Source organism: Pseudomonas sp. Irchel 3H7, from assembly GCF_900187605.1.
Classification (GTDB): domain Bacteria; phylum Pseudomonadota; class Gammaproteobacteria; order Pseudomonadales; family Pseudomonadaceae; genus Aquipseudomonas.
Genome location: NZ_FYEA01000001.1, coordinates 503,920 through 528,022, shown reverse-complemented (window position 1 = coordinate 528,022; position 24,103 = coordinate 503,920). Strand labels below are relative to the sequence as shown.

28 protein-coding genes are annotated in these 24,103 nt (G+C 56.4%); 19 read left to right on the top strand and 9 right to left on the bottom strand.

Annotation, left to right across the window (positions count from 1 at the left end):
• Positions 1–46: 46 nt before the first annotated feature.
• Together CKW38_RS02575 and CKW38_RS02565 are read right to left on the bottom strand one after the other, a co-directional pair.
• Positions 47–748, bottom strand: coding sequence for a hypothetical protein (locus CKW38_RS02575; RefSeq protein WP_095111735.1), 702 nt, complete (start codon positions 746–748; stop codon positions 47–49).
• Positions 749–1,370: 622 nt separating this feature from the next.
• Entirely contained in the window at positions 1,371–2,327 is a 957-nt protein-coding gene (locus CKW38_RS02565) for a site-specific integrase (protein WP_095111734.1), read from the bottom strand.
• A gap of 701 nt (positions 2,328–3,028) precedes the next feature.
• Here CKW38_RS02565 and CKW38_RS02560 point away from each other — a divergent pair.
• Entirely contained in the window at positions 3,029–3,484 is a 456-nt protein-coding gene (locus CKW38_RS02560; RefSeq protein ID WP_007913470.1) for a DUF2214 family protein, read from the top strand.
• Positions 3,485–3,702: 218 nt separating this feature from the next.
• Here CKW38_RS02560 and csrA read toward each other — a convergent pair whose 3' ends face one another.
• Positions 3,703–3,897 (bottom strand): carbon storage regulator CsrA, encoded by a 195-nt coding sequence (gene csrA, locus CKW38_RS02555; protein WP_003179932.1) that lies wholly within the window; start codon positions 3,895–3,897, stop codon positions 3,703–3,705.
• A 250-nt stretch (positions 3,898–4,147) separates the two neighbouring features.
• Here csrA and CKW38_RS02550 point away from each other — a divergent pair, with 250 nt between their 5' ends.
• Both CKW38_RS02550 and CKW38_RS02545 read left to right on the top strand, forming a co-directional pair.
• On the top strand, positions 4,148–4,516 hold the full coding sequence (locus CKW38_RS02550) for a hypothetical protein (RefSeq protein WP_007913471.1): 369 nt from the start codon (positions 4,148–4,150) through the stop codon (positions 4,514–4,516).
• Positions 4,517–4,526: 10 nt separating this feature from the next.
• Positions 4,527–4,718, top strand: coding sequence for a hypothetical protein (locus tag CKW38_RS02545; RefSeq protein WP_371857954.1), 192 nt, complete (start codon positions 4,527–4,529; stop codon positions 4,716–4,718).
• 103 nt (positions 4,719–4,821) lie between these two features.
• Here the strand turns inward: CKW38_RS02545 and CKW38_RS02540 are convergent, their stop codons facing one another.
• The 3 genes from CKW38_RS02540 to CKW38_RS02530 all read right to left on the bottom strand — a co-directional run bounded on the left by CKW38_RS02540 (position 4,822) and on the right by CKW38_RS02530 (position 7,072).
• Positions 4,822–5,511 carry an endonuclease gene (locus CKW38_RS02540; protein WP_095111733.1) on the bottom strand — a complete coding sequence of 230 codons (690 nt, stop codon included), beginning with the start codon at positions 5,509–5,511 and terminating at the stop codon, positions 4,822–4,824.
• A gap of 4 nt (positions 5,512–5,515) precedes the next feature.
• Complete coding sequence (locus tag CKW38_RS02535) at positions 5,516–5,785, bottom strand: DUF1654 domain-containing protein (protein ID WP_090282667.1); 270 nt, start codon at positions 5,783–5,785, stop codon at positions 5,516–5,518.
• Between the two features lie 198 nt (positions 5,786–5,983).
• Positions 5,984–7,072: an asparaginase gene (locus CKW38_RS02530; protein WP_095111732.1), complete on the bottom strand. Its 1,089-nt coding sequence runs from the start codon at positions 7,070–7,072 to the stop codon at positions 5,984–5,986.
• 348 nt (positions 7,073–7,420) lie between these two features.
• On the opposite strand from CKW38_RS02530, the gene CKW38_RS02525 reads away from it, so the two are divergent.
• From CKW38_RS02525 to CKW38_RS02490, 8 genes are all read left to right on the top strand, one after another.
• Entirely contained in the window at positions 7,421–7,870 is a 450-nt protein-coding gene (locus CKW38_RS02525) for a hypothetical protein (protein WP_007913475.1), read from the top strand.
• 201 nt (positions 7,871–8,071) lie between these two features.
• Complete coding sequence (locus tag CKW38_RS02520; protein ID WP_007913476.1) at positions 8,072–9,028, top strand: sugar ABC transporter substrate-binding protein; 957 nt, start codon at positions 8,072–8,074, stop codon at positions 9,026–9,028.
• Between the two features lie 56 nt (positions 9,029–9,084).
• Positions 9,085–10,638, top strand: a complete 1,554-nt coding sequence (locus CKW38_RS02515; protein WP_007913477.1) for a sugar ABC transporter ATP-binding protein — start codon at positions 9,085–9,087, stop codon at positions 10,636–10,638.
• Complete coding sequence (locus tag CKW38_RS02510; protein ID WP_007913478.1) at positions 10,635–11,612, top strand: ABC transporter permease; 978 nt, start codon at positions 10,635–10,637, stop codon at positions 11,610–11,612. The genes CKW38_RS02515 and CKW38_RS02510 overlap by 4 nt, the downstream gene beginning before the upstream one ends.
• A gap of 3 nt (positions 11,613–11,615) precedes the next feature.
• Complete coding sequence (locus CKW38_RS02505; protein ID WP_007913479.1) at positions 11,616–12,635, top strand: LacI family DNA-binding transcriptional regulator; 1,020 nt, start codon at positions 11,616–11,618, stop codon at positions 12,633–12,635.
• A gap of 24 nt (positions 12,636–12,659) precedes the next feature.
• On the top strand, positions 12,660–13,577 hold the full coding sequence (gene rbsK / locus CKW38_RS02500; RefSeq protein WP_095111731.1) for a ribokinase: 918 nt from the start codon (positions 12,660–12,662) through the stop codon (positions 13,575–13,577).
• Complete coding sequence (rbsD, locus tag CKW38_RS02495) at positions 13,574–13,978, top strand: D-ribose pyranase (protein WP_007913481.1); 405 nt, start codon at positions 13,574–13,576, stop codon at positions 13,976–13,978. The genes rbsK and rbsD overlap by 4 nt, the downstream gene beginning before the upstream one ends.
• A 32-nt stretch (positions 13,979–14,010) precedes the next feature.
• Positions 14,011–15,039, top strand: a complete 1,029-nt coding sequence (locus tag CKW38_RS02490; protein ID WP_007949847.1) for a nucleoside hydrolase — start codon at positions 14,011–14,013, stop codon at positions 15,037–15,039.
• A gap of 32 nt (positions 15,040–15,071) precedes the next feature.
• On the opposite strand, the gene CKW38_RS02485 is transcribed toward CKW38_RS02490, so the two are convergent.
• Positions 15,072–15,284: a hypothetical protein gene (locus CKW38_RS02485; RefSeq protein ID WP_095111730.1), complete on the bottom strand. Its 213-nt coding sequence runs from the start codon at positions 15,282–15,284 to the stop codon at positions 15,072–15,074.
• 131 nt (positions 15,285–15,415) lie between these two features.
• On the opposite strand from CKW38_RS02485, the gene CKW38_RS02480 reads away from it, so the two are divergent.
• Together CKW38_RS02480 and CKW38_RS02475 are read left to right on the top strand one after the other, a co-directional pair.
• Positions 15,416–15,721, top strand: a complete 306-nt coding sequence (locus tag CKW38_RS02480) for a hypothetical protein (protein WP_007913485.1) — start codon at positions 15,416–15,418, stop codon at positions 15,719–15,721.
• Between the two features lie 169 nt (positions 15,722–15,890).
• Entirely contained in the window at positions 15,891–16,208 is a 318-nt protein-coding gene (locus CKW38_RS02475; RefSeq protein ID WP_095111729.1) for an I78 family peptidase inhibitor, read from the top strand.
• 72 nt (positions 16,209–16,280) lie between these two features.
• On the opposite strand, the gene CKW38_RS02470 is transcribed toward CKW38_RS02475, so the two are convergent.
• Positions 16,281–16,493, bottom strand: coding sequence for a cold-shock protein (locus tag CKW38_RS02470; RefSeq protein ID WP_003179963.1), 213 nt, complete (start codon positions 16,491–16,493; stop codon positions 16,281–16,283).
• A gap of 288 nt (positions 16,494–16,781) precedes the next feature.
• Positions 16,782–17,084: a hypothetical protein gene (locus CKW38_RS02465; protein ID WP_095111728.1), complete on the bottom strand. Its 303-nt coding sequence runs from the start codon at positions 17,082–17,084 to the stop codon at positions 16,782–16,784.
• A gap of 371 nt (positions 17,085–17,455) precedes the next feature.
• Here CKW38_RS02465 and thrS point away from each other — a divergent pair, with 371 nt between their 5' ends.
• From thrS to pheT, 6 genes are all read left to right on the top strand, one after another.
• Positions 17,456–19,378, top strand: coding sequence for a threonine--tRNA ligase (thrS, locus tag CKW38_RS02460; protein WP_007913488.1), 1,923 nt, complete (start codon positions 17,456–17,458; stop codon positions 19,376–19,378).
• A complete protein-coding gene (gene infC / locus CKW38_RS02455) occupies positions 19,378–19,929 on the top strand; it encodes a translation initiation factor IF-3 (RefSeq protein WP_171057393.1) in 552 nt (183 codons plus the stop codon). Before thrS ends, infC begins: the two co-directional genes overlap by 1 nt.
• Before the next feature lie 60 nt (positions 19,930–19,989).
• Positions 19,990–20,184 (top strand): 50S ribosomal protein L35, encoded by a 195-nt coding sequence (gene rpmI, locus CKW38_RS02450; protein WP_002553160.1) that lies wholly within the window; start codon positions 19,990–19,992, stop codon positions 20,182–20,184.
• 28 nt (positions 20,185–20,212) lie between these two features.
• The gene (gene rplT, locus CKW38_RS02445) at positions 20,213–20,569 is read left to right on the top strand and encodes a 50S ribosomal protein L20 (protein ID WP_007913489.1); all 357 of its coding nucleotides are present in this window, start codon (positions 20,213–20,215) and stop codon (positions 20,567–20,569) included.
• A gap of 109 nt (positions 20,570–20,678) precedes the next feature.
• On the top strand, positions 20,679–21,695 hold the full coding sequence (gene pheS, locus CKW38_RS02440) for a phenylalanine--tRNA ligase subunit alpha (RefSeq protein WP_003226365.1): 1,017 nt from the start codon (positions 20,679–20,681) through the stop codon (positions 21,693–21,695).
• A gap of 26 nt (positions 21,696–21,721) precedes the next feature.
• Positions 21,722–24,100, top strand: a complete 2,379-nt coding sequence (gene pheT / locus CKW38_RS02435; RefSeq protein ID WP_095111727.1) for a phenylalanine--tRNA ligase subunit beta — start codon at positions 21,722–21,724, stop codon at positions 24,098–24,100.
• Positions 24,101–24,103: the final 3 nt, after the last annotated feature.

Sequence of the window (24,103 nt, the reverse complement as noted above, 5' to 3'; positions counted from 1 at the left end):
TTATCCGCAGGCACTTGCCTGCGGCGGTGTTTCGGCTGGGCTTACTTCAGTTTCGGATGTTGCGGGAGCAAGTTCTAAGTCTCTCGATCACACGCGGATCAACTTTCCCTTCGTACTCATCCGCGACCTCAGAGCAGTAAACCGAGTATGCTGCCTGGTAAGCTTCAAACGCAGAAAAGATGTCGCTGAACGTCCCGAGATGAACTTGTTTGCCATATTTCGAAATGCGTGCAGTAAAACCCTTTCCCCTTGGCCCTTCCTTAATGCAGATGGGCAACTTTCCGCGCTGGCTGCGGGTGTTACGGAACATCTGATTGACCAACCTTGGAACCAGAGAACAGAACTCCGGCGAATAGATGCTGTTGTGTTGGTCGAGGATGTCTTTGTCCAACTCCACGTCAGGCGCGTTCGAATAAGGCTGGGATACGTACCAGTCAGCGAACTCTTGGAAGTCATGCCACTTCTTACACACTGTGCATCCTGCATAAGCGGAAGCCCCAGCCTTATAACACCGGTTGAGCATGTCTTTCCATTTGCTGTGTGGGCGTCCCGTTGACTCGTGGACTGGCAAACCGAGCACTTCGCGTCTTGCTGCCGAGTCATAGCCAACGCCATACACCAAAGTGTCGGTTGCCGACGGAGCGAAGAGGGGGAGCTCTTCCCCCAGGCCGTAGTCAAGATGATGTCCAGCCAAAAAGGGCAATACGTGGATGACTTTGATGGTATCGATGGTGCTGTGTTGCTGCATGGTGTTACCTCCGTTCAGTTGGAAAAAAATGGGCGAAAAAAAACCGACACATTGGTCGGCATCGGGCTCGTCATTCTTCTCTCTACAGAGGAGCAGGAACTCAGCTATTCGATGTCGTCGACCTCAATGTTGGTGGTGCTTCTACTGCGTTTGTCATGGGGCTTCTCATGATCTGCTGTGACCGTCAGGTGGTGGTCAGCCAAAATTCAGGCGTTAAAAAACCTCCTGCGGTTTCGTGCGTTTTCAGCACTTGCCACGTAGAGGTTTCTCGGCGATCTGTTCTGCCAGTTTTCGGCAGACGCTATAGTCTCACAACTACGCACCATTTGTCAAGGAGTAGTTGCGGCAGGCGTTCAGATGTGATTGGGATTTTTTTGGAAGGCTAACCATTCAGAGCCACATGGCACCGTGCCATCTTGGATAAACCGGTTTCTAGAGGAGAGGAAGCGTCCTGCTTAGCCCAAGCGGTCAGTTGGCCTTGTAAACACTGGGCGGAATGGAAGTGCTCGTTCAGAAGCAGGCGAATCTAGTACTGGTTTTAACGCAGTTTTCTGGGGTATTGGGCGGGTTTCTGCAGGCCGCCAACCCCAAGTTCGTCAAGGTTGGCAGTCTGTTCAGTTGATCAGTCGATGAGGTGCAGTACATCCCTGACGTTCAGGTGAGAGTATCTGGCGACGGATCGAGTGTCCCTGTGGCCCGAGACGATCATGATCTGTGCATTGTTGAATCCCTTCTTCGCCACGTTGGTGATTCGGGTGTGCCTGAGTTGGTGCAGCCTGACGCTGCTATCAAGTCCAGCCTTAATACGTGCAAGTCGCACCGCCTGCGAAACAGCATGTGGGGTTACGGTGAAAATCGTGCCATGTGGGTGACGTTCTAAGGTGGCCATCAACTGGGCAAGTTCAAGAATCTCAACGGCTCTGCGGGTTAGGGGAACTGATCGTGTGCCGTTCTTTCCATCTATCACGTCGGCAATACGGTCTTTGAGATGCAGGCAGTCTTTCGTCAACTTCAGAATTTCTGATCGTCGCATGGCGGTCTCGTATGCCAGTTCAACAATGAGTTTCATGGTTGGTGAGAGCTTCGCGAGCAGCCGCTCTAGCTCGTTTGCACGGATCACCTTGTCAGAAGACCGGTCTGGTTTGGGGAGTGCGATGTCACTAACAGGGTTGTGAATGTCGATCAGCAATCCGCGTTTGGCGAACCTGTAGAACCGCGACATGAATGCAAGCTGCGTCCTGCACGTGGATGGTTTCACCCTCTTCAGTCGCATGATCTTGAAGTCGTTGATCATCTGCGGGGTGATTTCGTGAATGGGCTGCGTGAAGTGTTTGGCCAGATGCTCCACGATCTTCAGTGCGTGCTCATAGCTTCCTCTCCCCTTGAGCATGGTTTCGCAGTAGGTCATGCCCAACGTATAGATGGTGTGGTGCTTGCGATCCATTGTCACTGCTTCGACCTGGCTCGCCCATAACTCTGCTTCCGCTTTGGTGCAGAAGGTTTTGGACTGCGGAGATTTACCCTTGACCCGTACCTGAGCGTTCCAGCTGCCGGACGGGAGTAAGCGGAAAGTGGCCATATTTGACGCCTCATCATGTGAATGGGCGTTCTGTGAAACCCTTGAGCACCATAGCTTGCAGCTTGCTCAAGCAGACATTGACATGGTGGGGGTCGTTGGTTCGAGTCCAATCGCGCCTACCAAACAAAATCCGCTCTGCTGGGCGGTCTAGAAGGGCTCACCGAAAGGTGAGCCCTTTTTTGTTGTCTGCGATTTGCAAAACTTTTGCAAAGCCCTCATCAGAGCGCCTGCTCGACTTCGCGTTTAGACGATCTCAGGGCATTCGAATTTCCATAAGTAGACCTTCTTGGTTCTTACTGCTTCGCCAACGGTTCCTACGCCGAGGCAGGTTTTGCTTTTGGTGCAAATGATTCCGTCGGGCGCTTGAAAAATCGCCACTCGTCGCATGCATCCTTTGAAAAAGTGTGGATATTGAACAGCTTACGAGTGTTACTAACCAGCCAGTTATCAAAAAAACGTTGTTACTGTCCGTTGAATTAAGTAACATCCGCCCCGCGTTCACCACCACGGTTTATGCATTTTTAAATCCCAAGCTTCCATCAGCTGCTTGGGATTTTTTTTGCCTGCGATTTGCCTCAAATGGCTGAAATATCTCCTCTCGATCTCTTCTGAAGGCCTGGCGACACCCCGCAGGCAAATCCTTGTTTTTTCAACTACTACTGACTGGCCGATTTTCAACTCTTTCTGATGAGGGTGTATCGATGCTGGTTCATTGGTTTCTTGCAGCTGTTCATCTGCTGGCATTTGCCTTGGGTTTTTGGGCGGTACTGACGCGTGGGACGGCGTTCAGTCGCCTGGCGGCCGGGACGGGGGAGGCCGGTCGGGTTCTGCTGGCTGACAATTTCTGGGGGATTTGCGCGCTGATCTTGTTGATCACGGGCGGGATGCGAGCCTTTGGCGGTTACGAAAAAGGCACTGACTATTATCTTCATCAGCCGCTGTTTCACCTGAAGATGACGCTGTTCGTTCTGATTCTGTTGATGGAGCTTGCGCCGATGATCACGCTGATCAAATGGCGGATCGCCAAGGCGCGGGGGACGGTACTCGATACTGGAAGAGCAAAGTTGTTTGCACGCATCAGTCACGTCGAAGCGCTGCTAATGGTGCTGATGATGGTTGCAGCCACAGGCATGGCACGTGGTGTGACGTTCGGGTAGGAAGGCGAATTCCCTTCGCTCTATCGGAAATGTCCGACAGCCAGCCTTGAGAATGCTCGGTAGTATCGATCAGCAGAAAGGGCGGGAGGATAACGCGGAAGGATCATGTGTCAGGCGCCGTGCCCAAGGAGCTTGGGAAGCGGATGGCAAAACGGCGCGTGAATCTCTAGCCAGTCATTCCACGAGGTAAACGGACTGGCTACTGACTGCGATGCGGCTCAGGGAGTTTGTGGCTTGTCCGGGGCGGTCAGGCCAGCCTGAATGCGCTGGTAAATCTCTTCACGGTGCACGGCAACGTTTTTCGGAGCGTTGATACCAATGCGGACCTGTTGGCCGCTTACGCCCAGAATGGTGATCGTAATGTCATCACCAATGTTTATGCTTTCACCGACTTTGCGGGTGAGTATCAGCATGGTCTTCTCCTTGATTGCTTTGTAGGGCACCTGATTCAGACAGTGCAGAGGTCGGTGGTACGTATAGATTAGTGCGAAGTCTCACGGTTTGGGTGCCTCTTTCTGACGCGCAGAAGCGGCATTAATTCCCAGGGCGTAACTATACAGAGGCTGCAACCATCAATCTCGTTGTTTTGTGCCCATTTTGCGGGCCTCGCGAAGTATTTATGAATGATAAGATCGCGGCTTTGAGAATTTCGAGGAAAGCGTTGTGCGCAAATTGGTTTGGGTAGTCGCGGCACTGGTATTGGCAGGGTGTGGTGAAGGCAAGAGTGTAGACGCACCAAAACCACAATCGGCTGCAGTAACGGCGCCGTCGGCGGCTGTGGCACCACAATGGGATCTCGAAGTGCGCGGCGAAACGCCACAAGCTGTCAGCGACCTGAGTGGCTGGCTGATCGAGCACGCCTTTGTGCCTACGGTGATCAAGGACAGCAGCGGCAAAACGCGAATTCTGATTGGTCCGTTCAACTCTCAGGCTGAAGCTGAGGCGCGTAAGGTGCAGGTGGATGCAGCTTTGGTGAAGGCCAAGAAGCAGAACGTTGAATCGGTGTTGGTCGAGCATCCGCTCGCGCCGTAAACGTGCGCGCGTGTTTCTGCCCGTTCATGCGTCTTCAGCGGGACAAACGATTGAATTGGCTGACGTCGACATAGAAAAGGACATTCTCTGGGAAATCGCCGACACCGCCACTGAAGGCTTTTACGGCTGGATTGCCGGAGAGTCGGCAGCCTTGATGAGCTTGCGCAGATACCAGATCAAAGAGCGCGTTCATACCTCGTGAGACACTTAATCTGATGGGCTACTGGCGGCACAATAAGACGGCCAGCCAAGCACAAAATAAAAAGGCCTCGAACGTTATGTTCGAGGCCTTTTTCGTGCTGCAATCAACCGCAGGCTTTCATGTTCACCGGCCCGACAAATTCGTTGCCGCGCCCCATCACGCACGCCACGCTTTGATTGCGCTGACGCTCCCAGTCCTGCACCGGGTAAGTCTTGTCCCATGCCTCGTACAATTGTCGATCCTGTTTCGACAGGCGCAAGCCGTACTGCTTGCTCATGTAAAAGTACGTACGGGCGATCATGCCGCGAATCGAAGGGCGGGGCATGACCTTCTTCGCCTTGAAGTCGACCTGGGTCAGGCATGAGCCGTACTGCCCGGATTGCACCGGCAACCAACCGTAGCTGAAGTTGCTGCGGTCTCCGTTGACCTCGCCAATGCTCGGCACCAGGTTATGCAGATCGGCTTCAGCTTTCTGATAGCTTGGGTCGTAACGGGTGCAGTTCTTTCGTCCACCTTCCTGCCAGCACTGACGCTGATGGCCGAACTGCCAGGCCGGCACGATGTGCTCCCATTCAATACGTGACGCACGCTTGGCGTTCTTGCGCGGTACGTAACCGCAGGCTTTCAGATCAACCTTGTTGCCGGTGTACTTGCACCCGCAATAAAACTCTGTGGACTGTGGCGCGTACAGCTTCCAGGCGACCTTCTTGGCTTCGGTAAATGTGCGGGGTGCACCAGCCTGGGCACCCATGGTGATGAACAGCAGCAGCAAAGCAAAACAGCGGACACTCATTGAATCAATCTTCCTTCGGCACAACCCAAAAAATCTGCACGCCACCGTCGTCGCGATAGGCGAGGGTGACGTTGTCGTTCTCGTCGATTTCCTCGAGCAGGCGCTCCCAGTCGTCCATCGGCTCGTCGGGCAAGCGGAAGATCAGTGCGGCTTTGGCTTTTTGAGCGGTGGGCGAATTGATGATTTTTTGAACGCGCATACCCATGCGTTCGTAAGCGTCAGGAGCATCAGGGGAAGTGGCCACGAGGTTATCCTTATTAAGCTGTACGTGCATACAGTATTTAACTGTAAGCATTTTCGCAACTGCTTAAAATTCAAGAAAATCCTCTGACAGCGGTTTTCAGAGTTTGGTGTAGGCCGTGTCGATTTTTTTGTGGGAAAAGTGCGAGAGAGTTGCAAGCGATGCACCACCCGCCCATTGGGCGAGTAGTGCGCAGGATGCCCGATCGAGAATTGATCGGGCGAAGGTCAATCAGTATTCCCAGAACATCCGTTGCAGCTCTTTGCTGTCGTTGGTTTTGGTCAAAGCGACCATTGCCAGGATGCGGGCCTTTTGCGGGTTCAGGTCGTGAGCCACAACCCAGTCGTACTTGTCGTCTGGCTGCTCGGCGTTACGCAGAACGAAGCCGCCAGCGTTGACGTGGGACGAACGAATGATTTGCACGCCATCCTTGCGCAGTGCTTGCAGGGCTGGAACAACGCGGGAGGACACCGAGCCGTTACCGGTACCGGCGTGGATGATCGCCTTGGCACCGGATTGTGCGAGGGCCTTGTAGGCGGTATCGCTGACGTTGCCGTAGGAATAAGCGATTTCTACGTCAGGAAGGCTCTTGATATTTTTGATGTCGAACTCCGAATCCATGGTGTGACGCTTGGCTGGCAAGCGGAACCAATAGGATTTGCCTTCTACCACCATGCCCAGTGGACCCCAGGCACTTTTGAAGGCTTCGGTCTTGATGTTGATCATCTTGCTGACGTCACGACCGGACTGGATTTCATCGTTCATGGTCACCAGTACGCCTTTGCCGTGCGCTTCTTTGCTGCTGGCCACGGCCACGGCGTTGTAGAGGTTGAGCATGCCATCGGCGGACATCGCCGTGCCCGGACGCATCGAGCCGACGACGATGATCGGCTTGTCGGTTTTTTCTACCAGGTTGAGGAAGTAAGCGGTTTCTTCCAGGGTGTCGGTGCCGTGGGTGATGACGATGCCGTCGACGTCTTTGCTGTCAGCCAGTTCGGCCACGCGACGACCCAGTTGCAGCAGGTTTTCGTTGGTGATGCTTTCCGAAGCAATCTGCATGACTTGTTCGCCACGCACGTTCGCCAGTTTGCTCAGCTCGGGAATGCCGGCGATCAATTGTTCGACGCCAACCTTTGCCGCCTGATAGGTGGCGCTATTGGCGGCGCTCGCGCCGGCACCAGCGATGGTGCCGCCTGTTGCAAGTACCACGACGTTAGCGAGCTTGGTCTGGGTTTCGACTTCTTTCGCCTGAAGGGCGGAAGGCAAGAGCAGAAGCAGGGCCAAAGCGCCCGGAACCAAAGTGTTGAAAGCAGATTTCATTATTTTTCTCTCTAGTAGTGAGACGGTGCTGATGCAGGTTCATCTAGATGCGCCCCAAGCCGATCTGAATGCCTGGGGTGCGGTGAGGGGAGCAGGATCTGTACCAGCCGTACTTTGCGTCAGAGAAATGTTTAACTTGATGATTTACATCAAGATTTTATGGGTTTGAAAATATCGGGGTGAATCGTTTATCCGGTTTTCCGAACGATGGACACTTTCGCGTTCGGCTCTCCGAAAAGGACTACTGCTTTTGTCGAGTATTTCGAGTGGCCGGTTTCGGCTTTTCTGCTAAAGAAACTTTCGCGGGGGCCGATGGTTGTCCAAGGAAACAGAATCTACGGAGTTCACATGTCACTGACGGTCGGTTTATCTAATCCTGCGGCAGTCACCATCGGCGGCAAAACCGCAGCGACTATCAATGCATTGAGCGAGGCGGGAGCGGAGGCTTCCACCGAGGCGCTGGGCACTGAGAAGGAATCGAACAATCAGGTCAGGACCGGTGGCGCCGCCGCGCCAGAAGACAGCAAGGCTGAAAGCGGCGACAACCTGAGCGTCACGGTCAAGATGCTGCTCAAGCGAATGCAGGAACTGCAAAAGCAACTTCAGGAGCAGCAACAACAACTGGCGGCCGCACAAGCCAAGACCTATCCGACGCCTGAGGCCAAATCGCAAGCGGTGATGTCCATTCAGGGGCAAATCGCGCAAACCAGCGCTGCGATGGCAGAAGTGGCCGGTGCACTGGTCAAGGAAATGACGAAGAGTTCCACCAGCGGTAATCTGGTCAGCACCACGGCATAAGCAGTGAAGGGGCGAGTCCGACGATTCGCCCTACAACAAATGACGATTTCTGATTGTTGACAAATGTCGGCGGGATTCGCATAGTTCGGTCTACGCAAACGTTTGCGCGGCTTTCACGGCGCTGTATGGCCCGCAAGAAAGCCATGTAGCTTACGTCAGCGCAAGCGTTGCTCACAATAATCATAAGATCGGAGTGAACCCATGAAGCTGCCATTCGCTGGACGTCTTCTTGCTGTCGCTATGCTGGCTGCCACAGCCGCCGCACTACCTGTCTCTTCGGCATTCGCCGAATCTGCCGAGAAACCCAAAGTCGCGCTGGTCATGAAGTCACTGGCCAACGAATTCTTCCTGACCATGGAAGATGGCGCCAAGGCCTACCAGAAAGAACACTCCGCCGATTTCGACCTGATCTCCAACGGTATCAAGGACGAAACGGATACTGCCGGCCAGACTCGCATCGTCGAGCAGATGATCCTGGCCAAGGTCAACGCGCTGGTTATCGCCCCATCTGACTCCAAAGCCATGGTGCCGGTGATCAAGAAAGCCGTCGATGCCGGCATCACCGTGATCAACATCGACAACCAGCTCGATCCGGCCATCGTCAAAAGCAAAAACATCAGCGTGCCCTTCGTAGGTCCGGACAACCGCAAAGGTGCGCGTCTGGTCGGTGAATATCTGGCCAAGCAGCTCAAGGCCGGTGACGAAGTCGGCATCATTGAAGGTGTGTCCACGACCACCAACGCCCAGCAGCGCACCGCTGGCTTCAAGGATGCGATGGACGCTGCACAGATCAAGATCGTTTCCCTGCAATCCGGTGATTGGGAAATCGACAAAGGCAACAAGGTTGCCGCTTCGATTCTCAGCGAATACCCGGACGTCAAAGCGCTGCTGGCCGGCAACGACAGCATGGCAGTAGGCGCTGTCTCTGCTGTGCGTGCCGCCGGCAAGGCTGGGCAGGTGAAGGTCGTCGGTTACGACAACATCAATGCCATCAAGCCGATGTTGAAAGATGGCCGCGTGCTGGCCACCGCTGACCAGTTCGCTGCCAAGCAAGCTGTGTTCGGTATCGAAACCGCGTTGAAAATCATCAAGGGCGAGAAAGTCGACAGCGGCGCCAATGGTGTGATCGAAACACCGGTCGAGCTGGTCACCCAGTAAGTCTTCTGGCGACACAACGGCGCTCGTCCGTCCGGGCGAGCGCATGGAGAGTTTTTATGTCAGTTTCCGCCCCGAACGCTGTCCTCTCGGTCAGCGGTATCGGTAAGACCTATGCGCAACCGGTGCTTACCGGCATCGACTTGACGCTGATGCGCGGTGAAGTGCTGGCGCTGACCGGCGAGAATGGCGCCGGCAAAAGTACCCTGTCGAAAATCATTGGCGGACTGGTCACACCGACCACCGGCCAGATGCAATTCCACGGCAAGGACTATCGTCCGGGCAGCCGTACCCAGGCTGAAGAGCTCGGCGTGCGTATGGTCATGCAAGAACTCAATCTGTTGCCGACCCTGTCGGTGGCGGAGAACCTGTTTCTCGACAACCTGCCAAGCAACGGCGGCTGGATCAGCCGCAAGCAGTTGCGCAAAGCCGCGATCGAAGCCATGGCGCAGGTCGGTCTCGACGCGATCGATCCGGATACGCTGGTTGGCGAGTTGGGTATCGGGCATCAGCAGATGGTCGAAATCGCCCGTAACCTGATCGGCGATTGCCACGTGCTGATTCTCGATGAGCCGACCGCGATGCTGACCGCACGTGAAGTCGAAATGCTCTTTGAGCAGATCACCCGCTTGCAGGCACGCGGCGTCTCGATCATCTACATTTCCCACCGTCTCGAAGAACTGGCCCGCGTCGCGCAACGGATTGCCGTGCTGCGTGACGGCAATCTGGTCTGCGTCGAGCCGATGGCCAATTACAACAGCGAGCAACTGGTCACGCTGATGGTCGGTCGCGAACTGGGCGAGCACATCGACATGGGCCCGCGCAAGATCGGTGCTCCGGCGCTGACTGTCACGGGTTTGACTCGCTCTGACAAAGTGCGCGATGTCTCGTTCGAAGTGCGTGCCGGCGAGATCTTCGGGATTTCCGGACTGATCGGGGCAGGGCGCACAGAACTGCTGCGCCTGATTTTTGGTGCGGACGTTGCCGACAGCGGCACCATCGCGCTCGGCTCCCCGGCCAAAGTGGTCAGTGTGCGCTCGCCGGTCGATGCGGTGCGCAACGGTATCGCGTTGATTACCGAAGACCGCAAGGGTGAAGGCCTGCTGCTCAGTCAGTCGATCAGTGCCAACATCGCACTCGGCAACATGCCGGAAATTTCCAGTGGCGGTGTCGTCAACAACGGCGACGAGATCGCTCTGGCGCAGCGTCAGATCGACGCCATGCGCATCCGTAGCTCGAGCCCGACACAATTGGTTTCAGAGTTGTCCGGTGGCAACCAGCAAAAGGTCGTGATCGGCCGCTGGCTGGAGCGCGACTGTTCAGTGCTGCTGTTCGACGAACCGACCCGTGGCATCGACGTCGGCGCCAAGTTTGACATTTATGCCCTGCTCGGCGAACTGACGCGCCAGGGCAAAGCGCTGGTGGTGGTGTCCAGTGACCTGCGTGAGCTGATGCTGATCTGCGACCGGATCGGCGTGCTGTCCGCCGGGCGGCTGATTGACACCTTCGAGCGCGACAGCTGGACCCAGGATGACTTGCTTGCCGCCGCGTTCGCCGGCTACCAAAAACGTGATGCGTTGCTCAACGAAGCGGCGCCTAGGGATCTCCCATGAAAACTGCATCTCCTGCCGGCAAACGTAGTGGCAACTTCTATGGTCTGGGCACTTATCTGGGCCTGGCCGGTGCCTTGCTGGCGATGATTGCGCTGTTCTCGGTCTTGAGCAGCCACTTTTTGTCCTATAACACCTTCAGCACCCTGGCCAACCAGATTCCTGACCTGATGGTGCTGGCGGTCGGCATGACTTTCGTGTTGATCATCGGCGGCATCGACCTGTCGGTGGGCTCGGTGCTCGCATTGGCCGCTTCGACCGTCAGCGTCGCGATTCTCGGCTGGGGCTGGGGCGTTTTGCCGTCGGCATTGCTCGGCATGGCGGTGGCGGCACTGGCCGGTACCGTCACCGGTTCGATTACTGTTGCGTGGCGGATTCCATCGTTCATCGTCTCTCTGGGTGTGCTGGAAATGGCTCGGGGTCTGGCGTATCAGATGACCGGATCGCGCACCGCGTACATCGGTGATTCGTTCGCCTGGCTGTCGAACCCGATCGCGTTCGGCATCTCGCCGTCGTTCATCATTGCTCTGCTGGTGATCATCATCGCTCAAGCGGTTTTGACCCGCACCGTATTCGGTCGCTACCTGATCGGCATCGGCACCAACGAAGAGGCGGTGCGTCTGGCGGGGATCAATCCGAAACCCTACAAGATTCTGGTGTTCAGCTTGATGGGCCTGCTGGCCGGTATCGCCGCGCTGTTTCAGATTTCCCGTCTGGAAGCCGCTGACCCGAACGCCGGTTCCGGTCTGGAGCTGCAAGTGATCGCTGCTGTGGTCATTGGCGGTACCAGTTTGATGGGTGGGCGCGGCTCGGTGATCAGCACTTTCTTTGGTGTGTTGATCATCTCCGTGCTGGCGGCGGGTCTGGCGCAGATCGGCGCGACCGAGCCGACCAAACGTATCATCACCGGTGCGGTGATTGTGATCGCGGTGGTGCTCGACACTTATCGCAGTCAGCGCGCCAGTCGCCGGGGCTAAAACATGGCAACGATCAAGGATGTGGCAGCCCTCGCGGGAATTTCCTACACGACGGTGTCGCATGTGGTGAACAACACCCGGCCGGTCAGTCAGGAGGTGCGGCTGAAAGTCGAGGCGGCGATCAAGAGCCTCGACTATGTGCCGAGTGCGGTAGCGCGCTCGCTGAAGGCCAAGACCACTGCAACCATTGGCCTGCTGGTGCCGAACAGTCTCAACCCGTACTTTGCGGAACTGGCGCGGGGTATCGAGGATTACTGCGAGCGTAACGGCTACTGCGTGATCCTCTGTAACTCCGACGACAATCCTGAAAAGCAGCGCAGCTATTTGCGTGTGTTGCTGGAGAAGCGCATCGACGGTTTGATCGTCGCTTCCGCTGGCGGTGACAGCGGACTGGCGCAGGGGCTGGCCGGGGTGAAAACGCCGATGGTCATCGTCGACCGTGGTCTGGACGGTGTCGATGCCGATCTGGTGCGTATCGACCATGAATACGGCGCTTACCTCGCGACCCGGCATTTACTGGAATTGGGGCATCGCGACATCGCCACCATTGGCGGTCCGGCGAGTACCAGTGTGGCGCAGATGCGTCTGGCCGGATATTGCCGAGCGCTGAAAGAGGCGGGCGTTGAAGTCCGCCCGGAGCGCATGCTGGAAAGTGATTTCACCAGTACGGGTGGATACAGCGCAGCGGCGATTCTGCTTGAGGGTAACCCGCCCAGCGCAATCTTTGCCGGTAACGACATGATCGGTATCGGCGTGCTGCGCGCCGCGGCAGAGCGCAATGTTCGTGTGCCGAGCGAGTTGTCGGTGATCGGTTTCGACGATATCCAGATGAGTCGTTACGTGTATCCGGCACTCACCACTGTGGGGCAATCGATCCTGCAGTTGGGCGAGATGGCGGCCGAAGTACTGCTGCGAAGGATCGCTACGCCGAATCTGGGCACTGATCAGCGGATCGTGACCCCGAGTATTGTTTTGCGCGAATCGACCGCACCGTTGTCCGGCGTGTTCACCGAATATCGCTGAAACCGAATTGACGAGTAATGATGTATGCCAGCAAATGTAGTGGTAATAGGCAGCCTGAACATGGATCTGGTGACCCGGGCGCCGCGGCTGCCCGTCGGCGGTGAAACGCTGATCGGTCATTCGTTTGCCACGGTGTCCGGCGGCAAGGGTGCCAATCAGGCGGTGGCGGCGGCGCGTTTGGGTGCTCAGGTCGCGATGGTCGGTTGCGTTGGCAATGACGACTATGGCGTGCAATTACGCAACGCCTTGTTGGCCGAGCAGATCGATTGTCAGGCCGTCAGCACGGTCGCTGATTCCAGTGGTGTGGCGTTGATCGTGGTCGATGACAACAGTCAGAACGCCATTGTCATTGTCGCCGGCGCCAATGGCGCCATGACGCCCGCAGTGATCGACCGTTTTGATGCGGTGCTGCAGGCCGCCGACGTGATCATCTGCCAGCTCGAAATTCCGGATGCGACAGTGGGGCATGCGCTCAAACGTGCGCGCGCGCTGGGTAAAGTTGTCATCCTTAATCCGGCGCCAGCCAGTCGTCCACTGCCGGCAGACTGGTTTACCGCGATCGACTACCTGATCCCCAACGAGAGCGAAGCGACCGTGTTGAGCGGATTATCGGTGGGCTCGCTGGAAAGCGCAGAAAGTGCCGCCAGCCAGTTGATCGCCATGGGGGCGGGCAAAGTCATCATTACGCTCGGTGCTCAAGGTTCGCTGTTTGCCGATGGCCAACGCTTTGAGCATTTCCCGGCACCGAAAGTGAAGGCTGTCGACACCACTGCCGCCGGAGACACTTTTGTCGGTGGTTTTGCGGCGGCGCTGGCCAATGGCAAGTCCGAGGCCGAGGCGATTCGCTACGGACAGATTGCCGCCGCGCTGTCGGTAACCCGCGCCGGTGCGCAACCGTCAATTCCAACCCAGTCCGACGTACAGGCGTTTAAACCCGCATGAAAAAGACTCCTCTGCTCAACGTCGCATTGTCGCGGCTGATTGCTTCTCTGGGCCACGGCGACATGGTGGTCATTGGTGACGCCGGGTTGCCGGTGCCGCCTGGTGTCGAGCTGATTGATCTGGCGCTGACCCATGGCGTACCGGATTTCGTCAGCACCCTGAAAGTCGTGCTCAGCGAGATGCAGGTGGAAAGCCATGCACTGGCCAAGGAAATCTTCGACAAACAGCCGACCGCGTTGAATACGCTGGATGCGTTGAATGAGGAAGGTGCTCTCGGTCGTCGTGATCTGCTCAGTCACGAGCAATTCAAGGTTCTCAGCCGACAGGCTCGGGCGATTGTTCGTACAGGCGAATGCCAGCCGTACTGCAATATCGTGCTGGTCGCCGGAGTTACGTTCTGATTTTTCGATTCCACATGCACAAGGAATGCGCCATGCAACGCTATGCTCAGAAACTGCATCAATTCATCCGGAGCTTTCTGCTTTTGTCCGTAATCACTGCCACCGGCGCCCAGGCGGCGGAGAAAATCGACCTGATTATCGACACCGACCCGGGTGCCGATGATGTGGTTGCCTTGCTGTTCGCCCTGGCCTCGCCGGACGAGCTGAACATTCGCGCGCTGACCACCGTGGCCGGCAATGTGCGCCTCGACAAGACGTCGCGTAACGCACGACTGGCTCGCGAGTGGGCAGGGCGCGAAGACGTACCGGTTTATGCCGGTGCGCCGAAGCCGCTGATGCGCACCCCTATCTACGCCGAGAACATCCATGGCAAGGAAGGCCTGTCGGGTGTCACCGTGCACGAACCGAAAAAGGGTCTGGCTGAAGGTAATGCCGTCAACTATCTGATCGATACCCTGAAAAAAGCCAAGCCGCACAGCATCACCATCGCCATGCTCGGGCCGCAGACCAACCTGGCGCTGGCGCTGATCCAGGAGCCTGAAATCGTTCAGGGCATCAAGGAAGTGGTGATCATGGGCGGTGCGCACTTCAACGGAGGCAACATCACCCCAGTGGCCGAGTTCAACCTGTTTGCTGACCCGCAAGCGGCTGAAGTCGTGTTGAAAAGCGGCGTGAAACTGACTTACCTGCCGCTGGACGTGACCCACAAGATCCTCACCAGTGATGCACGCCTGAAACAAATCGCTGCACTGAACAACAACGCGAGCAAGATTGTCGGCGACATTCTCAACGAGTACATCAAAGGCGATATGGAACACTACGGTATTCCGGGTGGCCCGGTGCATGACGCGACCGTTGTGGCTTATCTGCTCAAGCCGGAACTGTTCACCGGTCGTTCGGTGAATGTTGTGGTGGATAGTCGTGAAGGGCCGACTTTTGGTCAGACCATCGTCGATTGGTACGACGGCCTGAAGGCACCCAAGAACGCCTTTTGGGTTGAAAATGGCGATGCTCAGGGTTTCTTTGACTTGCTGACCGAGCGTCTGAAGCGTCTGAAGTAAATCATTCGCCCGCAGGTGCCAGCCTGCGGGTTTTATCCCTTCTCTGCGTGTTTATGCGCGACCTGTTCGGTCGGGTAACGCTCGAAAATCTGCTTGATGAAGTGCTTGGCCGCATCAGTGCCCAACTCCTTGACCAATAGATCGATACCAATCAGCGCAAGCTCCTCGGTGGTTCCCGGGCTGTAAGAGCTGTGTCCGTCTGTCCATTTGGCATTAATGGCGGCGTCGATGCTGATGGTGGTCATGAGAGCGCTCGAAAAGTCGGAAGATCATGGATTCGAGTTAACCATTTTGTCGGGCATTTGGCACTGCGACTTAGGCATGAACGGAGCGCTATGCGACACTTGGTATTTCAAGGCTTTCCAAGGACCGTTCTGTGCAGATCGATTTGAATACCCCTGACGGCCTCACGCTCGATGCGGTGCGCCAGTTGCTCGCTTCGGCCAGCGATGACGAACACACGCAACTGCGCGTGACCAAGGGCGGTATCGCTTACATTTCTTCCGGCGTTACCGGTGGGCAGGATATCGACGGTTTGCTGTTTCGCCTGGAAACCTGGGCCAAGGGTTCAGGGTATGTGGGCAATGTCGCGGCCAGTGATGAGGTGTGGGTGATGCAGATTTTCAACGCGCTAAAGGACAACTGGCCGAATCCGCCGTATGACTACATCGACGTCTACTGAGCGCCGTTAATATTCAGTCACGATTGATTGATGAATAGACGCATGCCGCTCAGGCACACTCGGCGTTTTTCCAATCGTGGGGCAGGGTGATGGCCTTGGCCGTGAAACCAAACGCCGGAATGGCGGTCGCACGATCTCAGCTTAACCATTTTGAAAACAAGGAGGCTTCATGCCTTTGAAGTTCGCGACACTGGGTGCACTTATAGCCGCCGCCATGTTGGCCGGTTGCAGCACGACCTCCAGCGAGTCGGCAAAGGAATCTGCGGCGACCGAAGCCGGTCACAGCCGCTGTGAAGCCACGGCGGCGGAGTTCGCCATTGGCAAGAAAGCTTCGCCAGAGCTGCTGGAGCAGGCGCGCAACAAAGCCGGGGCGCAGAATGCCCGCTTCCTCAAGCCGAATGACATGATCACGCTCGAGTACCGCTCGGATCGCTTGAATCTGAACACCGACAACAACCTGGTGATCACACGCGTCAACTGCGGCTGATCAGCGAAGGCTTTTGTTGCAGGCATAAAAAACCCCGTCACATGGACGGGGTTTTTTTAGTGCGCGCAGAAATTACTCTGGGCGAACCTGTGCAGCTTGCATACCCTTTTGGCCTTTCTCAGCCACGAAAGAGACGGTCTGGCCTTCTTTCAGGCTTTTGAAACCGTCGGATTCGATAGCTTTGAAGTGTACGAACAGGTCGTCACCGCCACCTTGAGGAGTGATGAAGCCGAAGCCTTTTTCATCGTTGAACCACTTAACGGTGCCGGTTTGGCGATTAGACATGGTGTATCTCCAAGAAACATATATTTTTCAGTACTGTGCTGCTCAGGCCAACTGGGCACACCCGGGTATCATAGTCGAAATGTTCGCTTTGGTAGCCCCCCGGACGTGCTGTTTGCCAATCAGACGTGTTTTCTTTACTGCCTGATTCGGCTGAAAGCCCCGGTTTACAAGGCTTTTGGCAGAACGTAAAGACAATAAAAAAACCTGTAAAACCTGCATAAATCGTCTGAAAAGGCTCAAAATCAGCCCGTTTCAGGGGCGCTGAGCCGGGTCAGAAAGGTGTTTTGATCACTTTTTCGCCGGTGTATTTGCCTTGCATTTGGCAATTTGACCCAGTGCTTTTTGCTGCAGTTCTGGGGAGGCCTTATTGTCCATCAGCGCCTGAATGTCGGCGGCAGGATAGGACTTGATGGCATCAGCACCACAAGCACAGTGCGATTTGGCTGCAGCAGCGCCAATTTGCGGAGTTGCCGCTTGGGTGCACTGCGCCATGTACTTCTCACGCTCGCCCTTCGGCCAGTCGGCGTGGGCGCTCAGCGGTAGCAGCATAACGATAGGGGCGACGACGGCGAACAGGGTATTCAGACGCATGCGAGGATGCTCCTTGTGGGTCAATGTCTTGTTATCTGAGGGCTGAAGGGGCCATCAAGTTCAGCACTCTGGCATAAAAACGGACGATTTGCCTTCTGGCAAAACAGAGGCATAAGTGACCGCTCATCTGTGCTAGCATGCCGGGCTCAAGCGTTCTCAGGCTCCGGCAGACCTTCAGTCCCGGCAGCGGTCAACGTACGAATATTTCGATTTGAATCCCAGTCACTCTGGTTCGGTTTTCCGGTTGGCCGCAAGGCTCCTGCCGCTGTAAGGCAGGCGTTCGTCATTGAATGGCCTGGATCGGATCTTGTACTGGCTCATCCCAACCCACGTGACCTTTGGTAGGGGTCACCACTAGGAGAGGAGGCGCCATGCCAACTATTACTCTTCCCGACGGCAGTCAACGTTCATTCGATCACCCGGTTTCCGTAGCCGAGGTCGCCGCATCCATTGGTGCCGGTCTGGCCAAAGCCACTCTGGCCGGCAAGGTCAATGGCCAACTGGTCGACGCCAGCGACATCATCAGCAGCGACGCGACCCTGCAAATCATCACGCCAAAGGATGAAGAGGGGCTGGAGATCATTCGCCACTCTTGCGCTCACCTGGTTGGCCACGCGGTCAAGCAGTTGTACCCGACTGCGAAGATGGTCATCGGGCCGGTCATCGACGAAGGCTTCTATTACGATATCGCCTTCGAGCGTCCTTTCACGCCGGACGACATGGCTGCTATCGAGCAGCGCATGCAGCAGCTGATCGAGAAAGATTACGACGTCATCAAGAAAGTCACTCCGCGTGCTGAAGTGATCGAAGTGTTCAAGGCCCGCGGCGAAGACTACAAGCTGCGTCTGGTCGAGGACATGCCGAACGAGCAGGCCATGGGCCTGTACTATCACGAAGAATACGTCGATATGTGCCGCGGTCCGCACGTGCCGAACACCCGCTTCCTGAAATCCTTCAAGCTGACCAAACTGTCCGGTGCCTACTGGCGCGGCGACGCCAAGAACGAGCAATTGCAGCGCGTTTACGGCACCGCTTGGGCAGACAAAAAGCAGCTGGCGGCTTACATCCAGCGCATTGAAGAAGCTGAAAAGCGCGATCACCGCAAGATCGGCAAGCGTCTGGGCCTGTTCCACACCCAGGAAGAATCCCCGGGCATGGTGTTCTGGCACCCGAACGGCTGGACTCTGTACCAGGTGCTCGAGCAATACATGCGCAAGATCCAGCGCGATAACGGCTACCTTGAAATCAAGACTCCTCAAGTCGTTGACCGCAGCCTGTGGGAGAAATCCGGGCACTGGGCCAACTACGCCGACAACATGTTCACCACCCAGTCGGAAAACCGCGACTACGCCATCAAGCCAATGAACTGCCCATGCCACGTGCAGGTGTTCAACCAAGGCCTGAAGAGCTACCGCGAACTGCCGATGCGTCTGGCCGAGTTCGGTGCTTGCCACCGCAACGAGCCGTCGGGTGCGCTGCACGGCATCATGCGCGTACGTGCGTTCACTCAGGACGACGCCCACATCTTCTGCACTGAAGAGCAGATGCAGGCCGAATCCGCAGCGTTCATCAAGCTGACCATGGACGTTTATCGTGACTTCGGCTTTACCGATGTCGAGATGAAACTGTCCACTCGTCCGGAAAAACGCGTCGGTTCCGACGAACTGTGGGATCGCGCTGAAGCCGCACTGGCTGCAGCCCTTGATTCTGCGGGCCTGCCGTACGATCTGCAGCCGGGTGAGGGTGCATTCTACGGTCCGAAGATCGAATTCTCGCTGAAAGACTGCCTCGGCCGCGTCTGGCAATGTGGTACTCTGCAGCTCGATTTTAACCTGCCTGTCCGTTTGGGCGCTGAATACGTCTCTGAAGACAACAGCCGCAAACACCCAGTGATGTTGCACCGTGCGATCCTCGGTTCCTTCGAGCGTTTCGTCGGGATTCTGATCGAGCACTATGAAGGTGCGTTCCCTGCCTGGCTCGCGCCAACGCAGGCGGTGATCATGAATATCACTGATAAACAGGCAGATTTTGTTGCAGAAGTTGAAAAAACTCTCAACGAAAGCGGATTTCGTGCCAAGTCCGACTTGAGAAATGAAAAGATCGGCTTTAAAATCCGCGAGCATACTTTGCTCAAGGTTCCCTATCTTTTGGTTATCGGAGATAAGGAAGTCGAGATGCAGACTGTCGCTGTGCGTACTCGTGAAGGTGCTGACCTGGGCTCGATGCCCGTCGCCCAGTTCGCTGAGTTTCTCGCGCAAGCGGTTTCCCGGCGTGGTCGCCCAGATTCGGAGTAATTATTATTAAGCGTGAAATGAGACAAGATAAACGAGCTGCACCGAAAGCCCCGATCAACGAGAATATCTCGGCACGCGAGGTTCGGTTAATTGGCGCTGATGGCGAGCAGATTGGCATCGTCTCGATTGATGAAGCGCTTCGTATTGCTGAAGAAGCAAAGCTTGATCTGGTGGAAATCTCCGCAGACGCAATCCCACCGGTTTGCCGTGTGATGGATTACGGCAAATCGATCTTCGAAAAGAAGAAGCAGGTTGCCGCGGCGAAGAAGAACCAGAAGCAGATTCAGGTAAAAGAAATCAAGTTTCGTCCAGGGACGGAGGAAGGGGATTACCAGGTAAAACTGCGCAACCTGGTACGTTTCCTGAGTGATGGGGACAGGGCCAAGGTATCCTTGCGATTCCGCGGCCGTGAGATGGCCCACCAGGAGCTGGGGATGGAACTCCTCAAGCGGGTTGAAGCTGACCTGCTCGAGTACGGTTCGGTCGAACAGCATCCTAAGATGGAAGGACGCCAGCTGATCATGGTCATCGCCCCGAAAAAGAAGAAGTAATCAACAGGGCACGGCAGGCCTTCTGATTATGTTTATCAACTGAATGCGGAGTATCCGAACATGCCAAAAATGAAAACCAAAAGTGGTGCTGCTAAGCGGTTTCTGAAAACTGCTAACGGTATCAAGCACAAGCACGCTTTCAAGAGCCACATCCTGACTAAAATGTCGACCAAGCGTAAGCGTCAACTGCGCGGTAGCAGCTTGCTGCATCCGTCTGACGTGGCAAAAGTCGAGCGCATGCTGCGCCTTCGTTAATTTTAGTCAAGAATAGAGGAAGTAACTCATGGCTCGTGTAAAGCGTGGCGTCATTGCCCGTAAGCGTCACAAAAAAATTCTGAAACTTGCTAAAGGCTACTACGGCGCACGCTCCCGCGTATTCCGTGTTGCCAAGCAAGCGGTAATCAAGGCAGGCCAATACGCCTACCGTGACCGTCGTCAGAAAAAACGTCAGTTCCGCGCTCTGTGGATCGCTCGTATCAACGCTGGTGCTCGTGTTAACGGTCTGTCCTACAGCCGTTTCATCGCTGGCCTGAAAAAAGCGTCCATCGAGATCGACCGTAAGGTTCTGGCTGATCTGGCAGTGAACGAAAAAGCGGTGTTTGCTGCGATTGTCGAGAAAGCTAAAGCCACCTTGGCTTAAGTACCCCCGACAATCACCCTGCCTCACTTCCGTGGGGCCAGGTGGTAAACGTCTTAAATAGGGGAAGAGCCTTCAAGCTCTTCCCCTATTTTGTATCTGGAGTCTGTACATGGAAAACCTGGATGCGCTGGTCTCTCAAGCACTAGAGGCTGTGCAAAGCGCTGAAGATATCAATGCCCTGGAGCAAATCCGGGTTCAATACCTTGGCAAAAAGGGTGAATTGACTCAGGTGATGAAGACCCTGGGGAATTTGCCGGCAGAAGAGCGTCCGCAAGTCGGTGCGCTGATCAACGTTGCCAAGGAACGTGTTACAGGCGTTCTCAATGCGCGCATGGCTCTGTTTGAAGAAGCCGAACTGGCTGCCAAACTGTCTGCCGAATCCATTGACGTGACATTGCCGGGCCGTGGTCAGACCTCCGGTGGTCTGCATCCGGTGACCCGGACTCTGGAACGTGTTGAACAGTTCTTCACCCGCATCGGCTACGGCATTGCCGAAGGCCCTGAGGTCGAAGACGACTATCACAACTTTGAAGCGCTCAACATCCCAGGCCATCACCCGGCCCGGTCGATGCATGACACCTTCTATTTCAATGCCAACATGCTGCTGCGCACCCATACCTCGCCGGTACAGGTCCGCACCATGGAATCGAAGCAGCCGCCGATCCGCATCGTCTGCCCAGGCCGCGTGTATCGCAGTGACTCCGATATCACTCACTCGCCGATGTTCCACCAGGTCGAAGGCCTGCTGGTTGATCGCGACATCAATTTTGCCGATCTCAAAGGCACCATCGAAGAATTCCTGCGGGTGTTCTTCGAAAAAGAGCTGGCCGTACGTTTCCGTCCTTCGTACTTCCCGTTCACCGAACCATCCGCTGAAGTCGACATGGAATGCGTGATGTGCAGCGGTAAAGGCTGCCGCGTCTGCAAGCAAACCGGCTGGCTGGAAGTGATGGGCTGCGGCATGGTTCACCCGAACGTGCTGCGCATGTCCGGCATCGATCCGGAAGAGTTCTCCGGTTTTGCTTTCGGCATGGGCGTCGAGCGTCTGGCCATGCTCCGTTACGGCGTGAACGACTTGCGTCTGTTCTTCGACAACGACTTGCGGTTCCTCGCGCAATTTCGCTAGTCGTAACGAATTCTTAGGAGAGCAGGATGAAATTCAGTGAACAATGGCTGCGTGGCTGGGTTAGCCCGCAGGTAAATCGCGACGAGCTGGTTGCTCGTCTGTCGATGGCCGGCCTTGAGGTCGATAGCGTGACCCCGGCTGCCGGTGTTTTCAGCGGCGTGGTCGTGGGCGAGGTGCTGAGCACCGAGCAACACCCTGATGCCGACAAGTTGCGCGTGTGCCAGGTCAGCAATGGCGTGGAAACCTTCCAGGTCGTGTGCGGTGCGCCAAACGTGCGTCCGGGCCTGAAGATTCCGTTCGCCATGATTGGCGCTGAGCTGCCGGGCGACTTCAAGATCAAGAAAGCCAAACTGCGCGGCGTCGAGTCCAACGGCATGCTGTGCTCGCAAGCCGAGTTGCAGGTCGGTGAAGGCAACGACGGTCTGATGGAGCTGCCGGCTGATGCGCCGGTGGGCGAAGACTTCCGTGTGTATCTGGATCTGGAAGACGCCAGCATCGAGGTCGACCTGACCCCGAACCGCGGCGACTGCCTGTCCCTGGCCGGTCTGGCTCGTGAAGTCGGCGCGCTGTACGACGCGCCGGTGACCCGTCCGGTGGTCATGGCCATTCCTGCCGTGCACGACGAAGTGCGTTCGGTAGAAGTGCTGGCGCCTGCCGCGTGCCCACGTTACCTGGGCCGCGTTATCCGCAACGTTGATCTGTCCAGGCCGACGCCGCTGTGGATGGTTGAGCGTCTGCGTCGCGCTGACGTGCGCAGCATCGACGCTGCCGTCGACATCACCAATTATGTGATGCTCGAGCTGGGTCAGCCGCTGCACGCCTTCGATCTCGCCGAAATCAATGGCGGCATCCGTGTGCGCATGGCGGAAGAGGGCGAGAAGCTGGTGCTGCTCGACGGTCAGGAAGTCAGCCTGCGTAGCGATACGCTGGTGATCGCTGACCACACTCGCGCGCTGGCGATTGCCGGTGTGATGGGTGGTGAGCACAGTGGTGTTTCCGCGACCACTCGCGACGTATTTCTGGAAAGTGCGTTCTTCGATCAGATCGCAGTGGCGGGCAAGGCCCGTTCCTATGGCCTGCACACCGATGCTTCGCACCGCTACGAGCGTGGCGTCGATTGGCAACTGGCCCGTGAAGCCATGGAGCGCGCCACTGGCCTGCTGCTGGAAATCACTGGCGGTGAAGCCGGCCCGATCATCGAGACCGTCAGTGCGCAGCATCTGCCGTCGATCGCGCCGATCACTCTGCGTTCCCAGCGCATCACTCAGATGCTCGGTATGGAAATGGATTCCGCCCAGGTTGAGCGTTTGCTCGGCGGCCTGGGTCTTGGCATTGCTGCCGACGGTGAAGGCCAGTGGCGAGTAGAAGTGCCAAGCCATCGCTTCGACATCAGCCTGGAAGTCGATCTGATCGAAGAGCTGGCCCGTCTGTACGGCTACAACCGTCTGCCGGTTCGTTACCCGCAAGCGCGCCTGGCGCCGCAAGCCAAGGCTGAAGCGCGTAGCGATCTGCCGGAACTGCGTCGTCTGTTGGTAGCGCGTGGTTATCAGGAAGCGATCACTTACAGCTTCATCGATCCGCGTCAGTTCGAGCTGTTCAACCCGGGCGTCGAGCCGCTGTTGCTGGCCAATCCGATCTCCAATGACATGGCCGCCATGCGTTCGTCGCTGTGGCCGGGTCTGGTCAAAGCGCTGCAGCACAACCTCAACCGCCAGCAAGATCGCGTGCGTCTGTTCGAAAGCGGTCTGCGCTTCGTTGGTCAGCTGGAAGGTCTGAAGCAAGAGCCGATGCTGTCCGGCGTGGTTTGCGGTAGCCGCCTGCCGGAAGGCTGGGCGCAAGGTCGCGACACTGTCGATTTCTTCGACGTCAAAGCTGACGTGGAGGCCGTACTGGGCTTTGCCGGTGCACTGGATTCGTTCACCTTCGCACCGGGCAAACACCCGGCGCTGCACCCGGGTCAAACCGCGCGCATCGAGCGCGAAGGGCGTGAAGTCGGCTTCATCGGTGCCATCCACCCGGAATTGTCGAAAGCCTTGGGTCTGGATCGTCCGGTCTTCGTTTTCGAACTGGTTCTGGCAGAAGTGGCACTCGGTAAAATGCCGAAATTCCATGAGTTGTCGCGCTTTCCTGAAGTGCGTCGTGACCTTGCACTGATTGCGCACAAAGACGTCGCGTCTGCAGCCGTACTGGACGTAATCCGTGAAAATGCAGGCGAATGGCTCACAGATCTCAGGCTGTTTGACGTGTATCAGGGTAAAGGTATTGATCCTGATAGAAAAAGCCTTGCAGTTGGCTTGACCTGGCAGCATCCATCGCGCACTCTTAATGACGATGAGGTGAATTCGACGACGCAAAATATCCTCACCTCGCTCGAACAAAGGTTGAACGCCACGTTAAGGAAGTGACGT

What these genes read in the sequence shown, in the direction of transcription:
- CKW38_RS02490 (WP_007949847.1), top strand. Translation starts at nt 14,011, where the DNA reads ATGCAACGCTATGCTCAGAAACTGCATCAATTCATCCGGAGCTTTCTG.
- CKW38_RS02535 (WP_090282667.1), bottom strand. Translation starts at nt 5,785, where the DNA reads ATGCACGTACAGCTTAATAAGGATAACCTCGTGGCCACTTCCCCTGAT.
- rplT (WP_007913489.1), top strand. Translation starts at nt 20,213, where the DNA reads ATGGCTCGTGTAAAGCGTGGCGTCATTGCCCGTAAGCGTCACAAAAAA.
- CKW38_RS02520 (WP_007913476.1), top strand. Translation starts at nt 8,072, where the DNA reads ATGAAGCTGCCATTCGCTGGACGTCTTCTTGCTGTCGCTATGCTGGCT.
- CKW38_RS02465 (WP_095111728.1), bottom strand. Translation starts at nt 17,084, where the DNA reads ATGCGTCTGAATACCCTGTTCGCCGTCGTCGCCCCTATCGTTATGCTG.
- CKW38_RS02565 (WP_095111734.1), bottom strand. Translation starts at nt 2,327, where the DNA reads ATGGCCACTTTCCGCTTACTCCCGTCCGGCAGCTGGAACGCTCAGGTA.
- rpmI (WP_002553160.1), top strand. Translation starts at nt 19,990, where the DNA reads ATGCCAAAAATGAAAACCAAAAGTGGTGCTGCTAAGCGGTTTCTGAAA.
- CKW38_RS02475 (WP_095111729.1), top strand. Translation starts at nt 15,891, where the DNA reads ATGCCTTTGAAGTTCGCGACACTGGGTGCACTTATAGCCGCCGCCATG.
- CKW38_RS02485 (WP_095111730.1), bottom strand. Translation starts at nt 15,284, where the DNA reads ATGACCACCATCAGCATCGACGCCGCCATTAATGCCAAATGGACAGAC.
- CKW38_RS02510 (WP_007913478.1), top strand. Translation starts at nt 10,635, where the DNA reads ATGAAAACTGCATCTCCTGCCGGCAAACGTAGTGGCAACTTCTATGGT.
- CKW38_RS02540 (WP_095111733.1), bottom strand. Translation starts at nt 5,511, where the DNA reads ATGAGTGTCCGCTGTTTTGCTTTGCTGCTGCTGTTCATCACCATGGGT.
- CKW38_RS02530 (WP_095111732.1), bottom strand. Translation starts at nt 7,072, where the DNA reads ATGAAATCTGCTTTCAACACTTTGGTTCCGGGCGCTTTGGCCCTGCTT.
- pheS (WP_003226365.1), top strand. Translation starts at nt 20,679, where the DNA reads ATGGAAAACCTGGATGCGCTGGTCTCTCAAGCACTAGAGGCTGTGCAA.
- CKW38_RS02515 (WP_007913477.1), top strand. Translation starts at nt 9,085, where the DNA reads ATGTCAGTTTCCGCCCCGAACGCTGTCCTCTCGGTCAGCGGTATCGGT.
- CKW38_RS02560 (WP_007913470.1), top strand. Translation starts at nt 3,029, where the DNA reads ATGCTGGTTCATTGGTTTCTTGCAGCTGTTCATCTGCTGGCATTTGCC.
- CKW38_RS02575 (WP_095111735.1), bottom strand. Translation starts at nt 748, where the DNA reads ATGCAGCAACACAGCACCATCGATACCATCAAAGTCATCCACGTATTG.
- thrS (WP_007913488.1), top strand. Translation starts at nt 17,456, where the DNA reads ATGCCAACTATTACTCTTCCCGACGGCAGTCAACGTTCATTCGATCAC.
- rbsK (WP_095111731.1), top strand. Translation starts at nt 12,660, where the DNA reads ATGCCAGCAAATGTAGTGGTAATAGGCAGCCTGAACATGGATCTGGTG.
- CKW38_RS02525 (WP_007913475.1), top strand. Translation starts at nt 7,421, where the DNA reads ATGTCACTGACGGTCGGTTTATCTAATCCTGCGGCAGTCACCATCGGC.
- CKW38_RS02505 (WP_007913479.1), top strand. Translation starts at nt 11,616, where the DNA reads ATGGCAACGATCAAGGATGTGGCAGCCCTCGCGGGAATTTCCTACACG.
- CKW38_RS02470 (WP_003179963.1), bottom strand. Translation starts at nt 16,493, where the DNA reads ATGTCTAATCGCCAAACCGGCACCGTTAAGTGGTTCAACGATGAAAAA.
- rbsD (WP_007913481.1), top strand. Translation starts at nt 13,574, where the DNA reads ATGAAAAAGACTCCTCTGCTCAACGTCGCATTGTCGCGGCTGATTGCT.
- pheT (WP_095111727.1), top strand. Translation starts at nt 21,722, where the DNA reads ATGAAATTCAGTGAACAATGGCTGCGTGGCTGGGTTAGCCCGCAGGTA.
- csrA (WP_003179932.1), bottom strand. Translation starts at nt 3,897, where the DNA reads ATGCTGATACTCACCCGCAAAGTCGGTGAAAGCATAAACATTGGTGAT.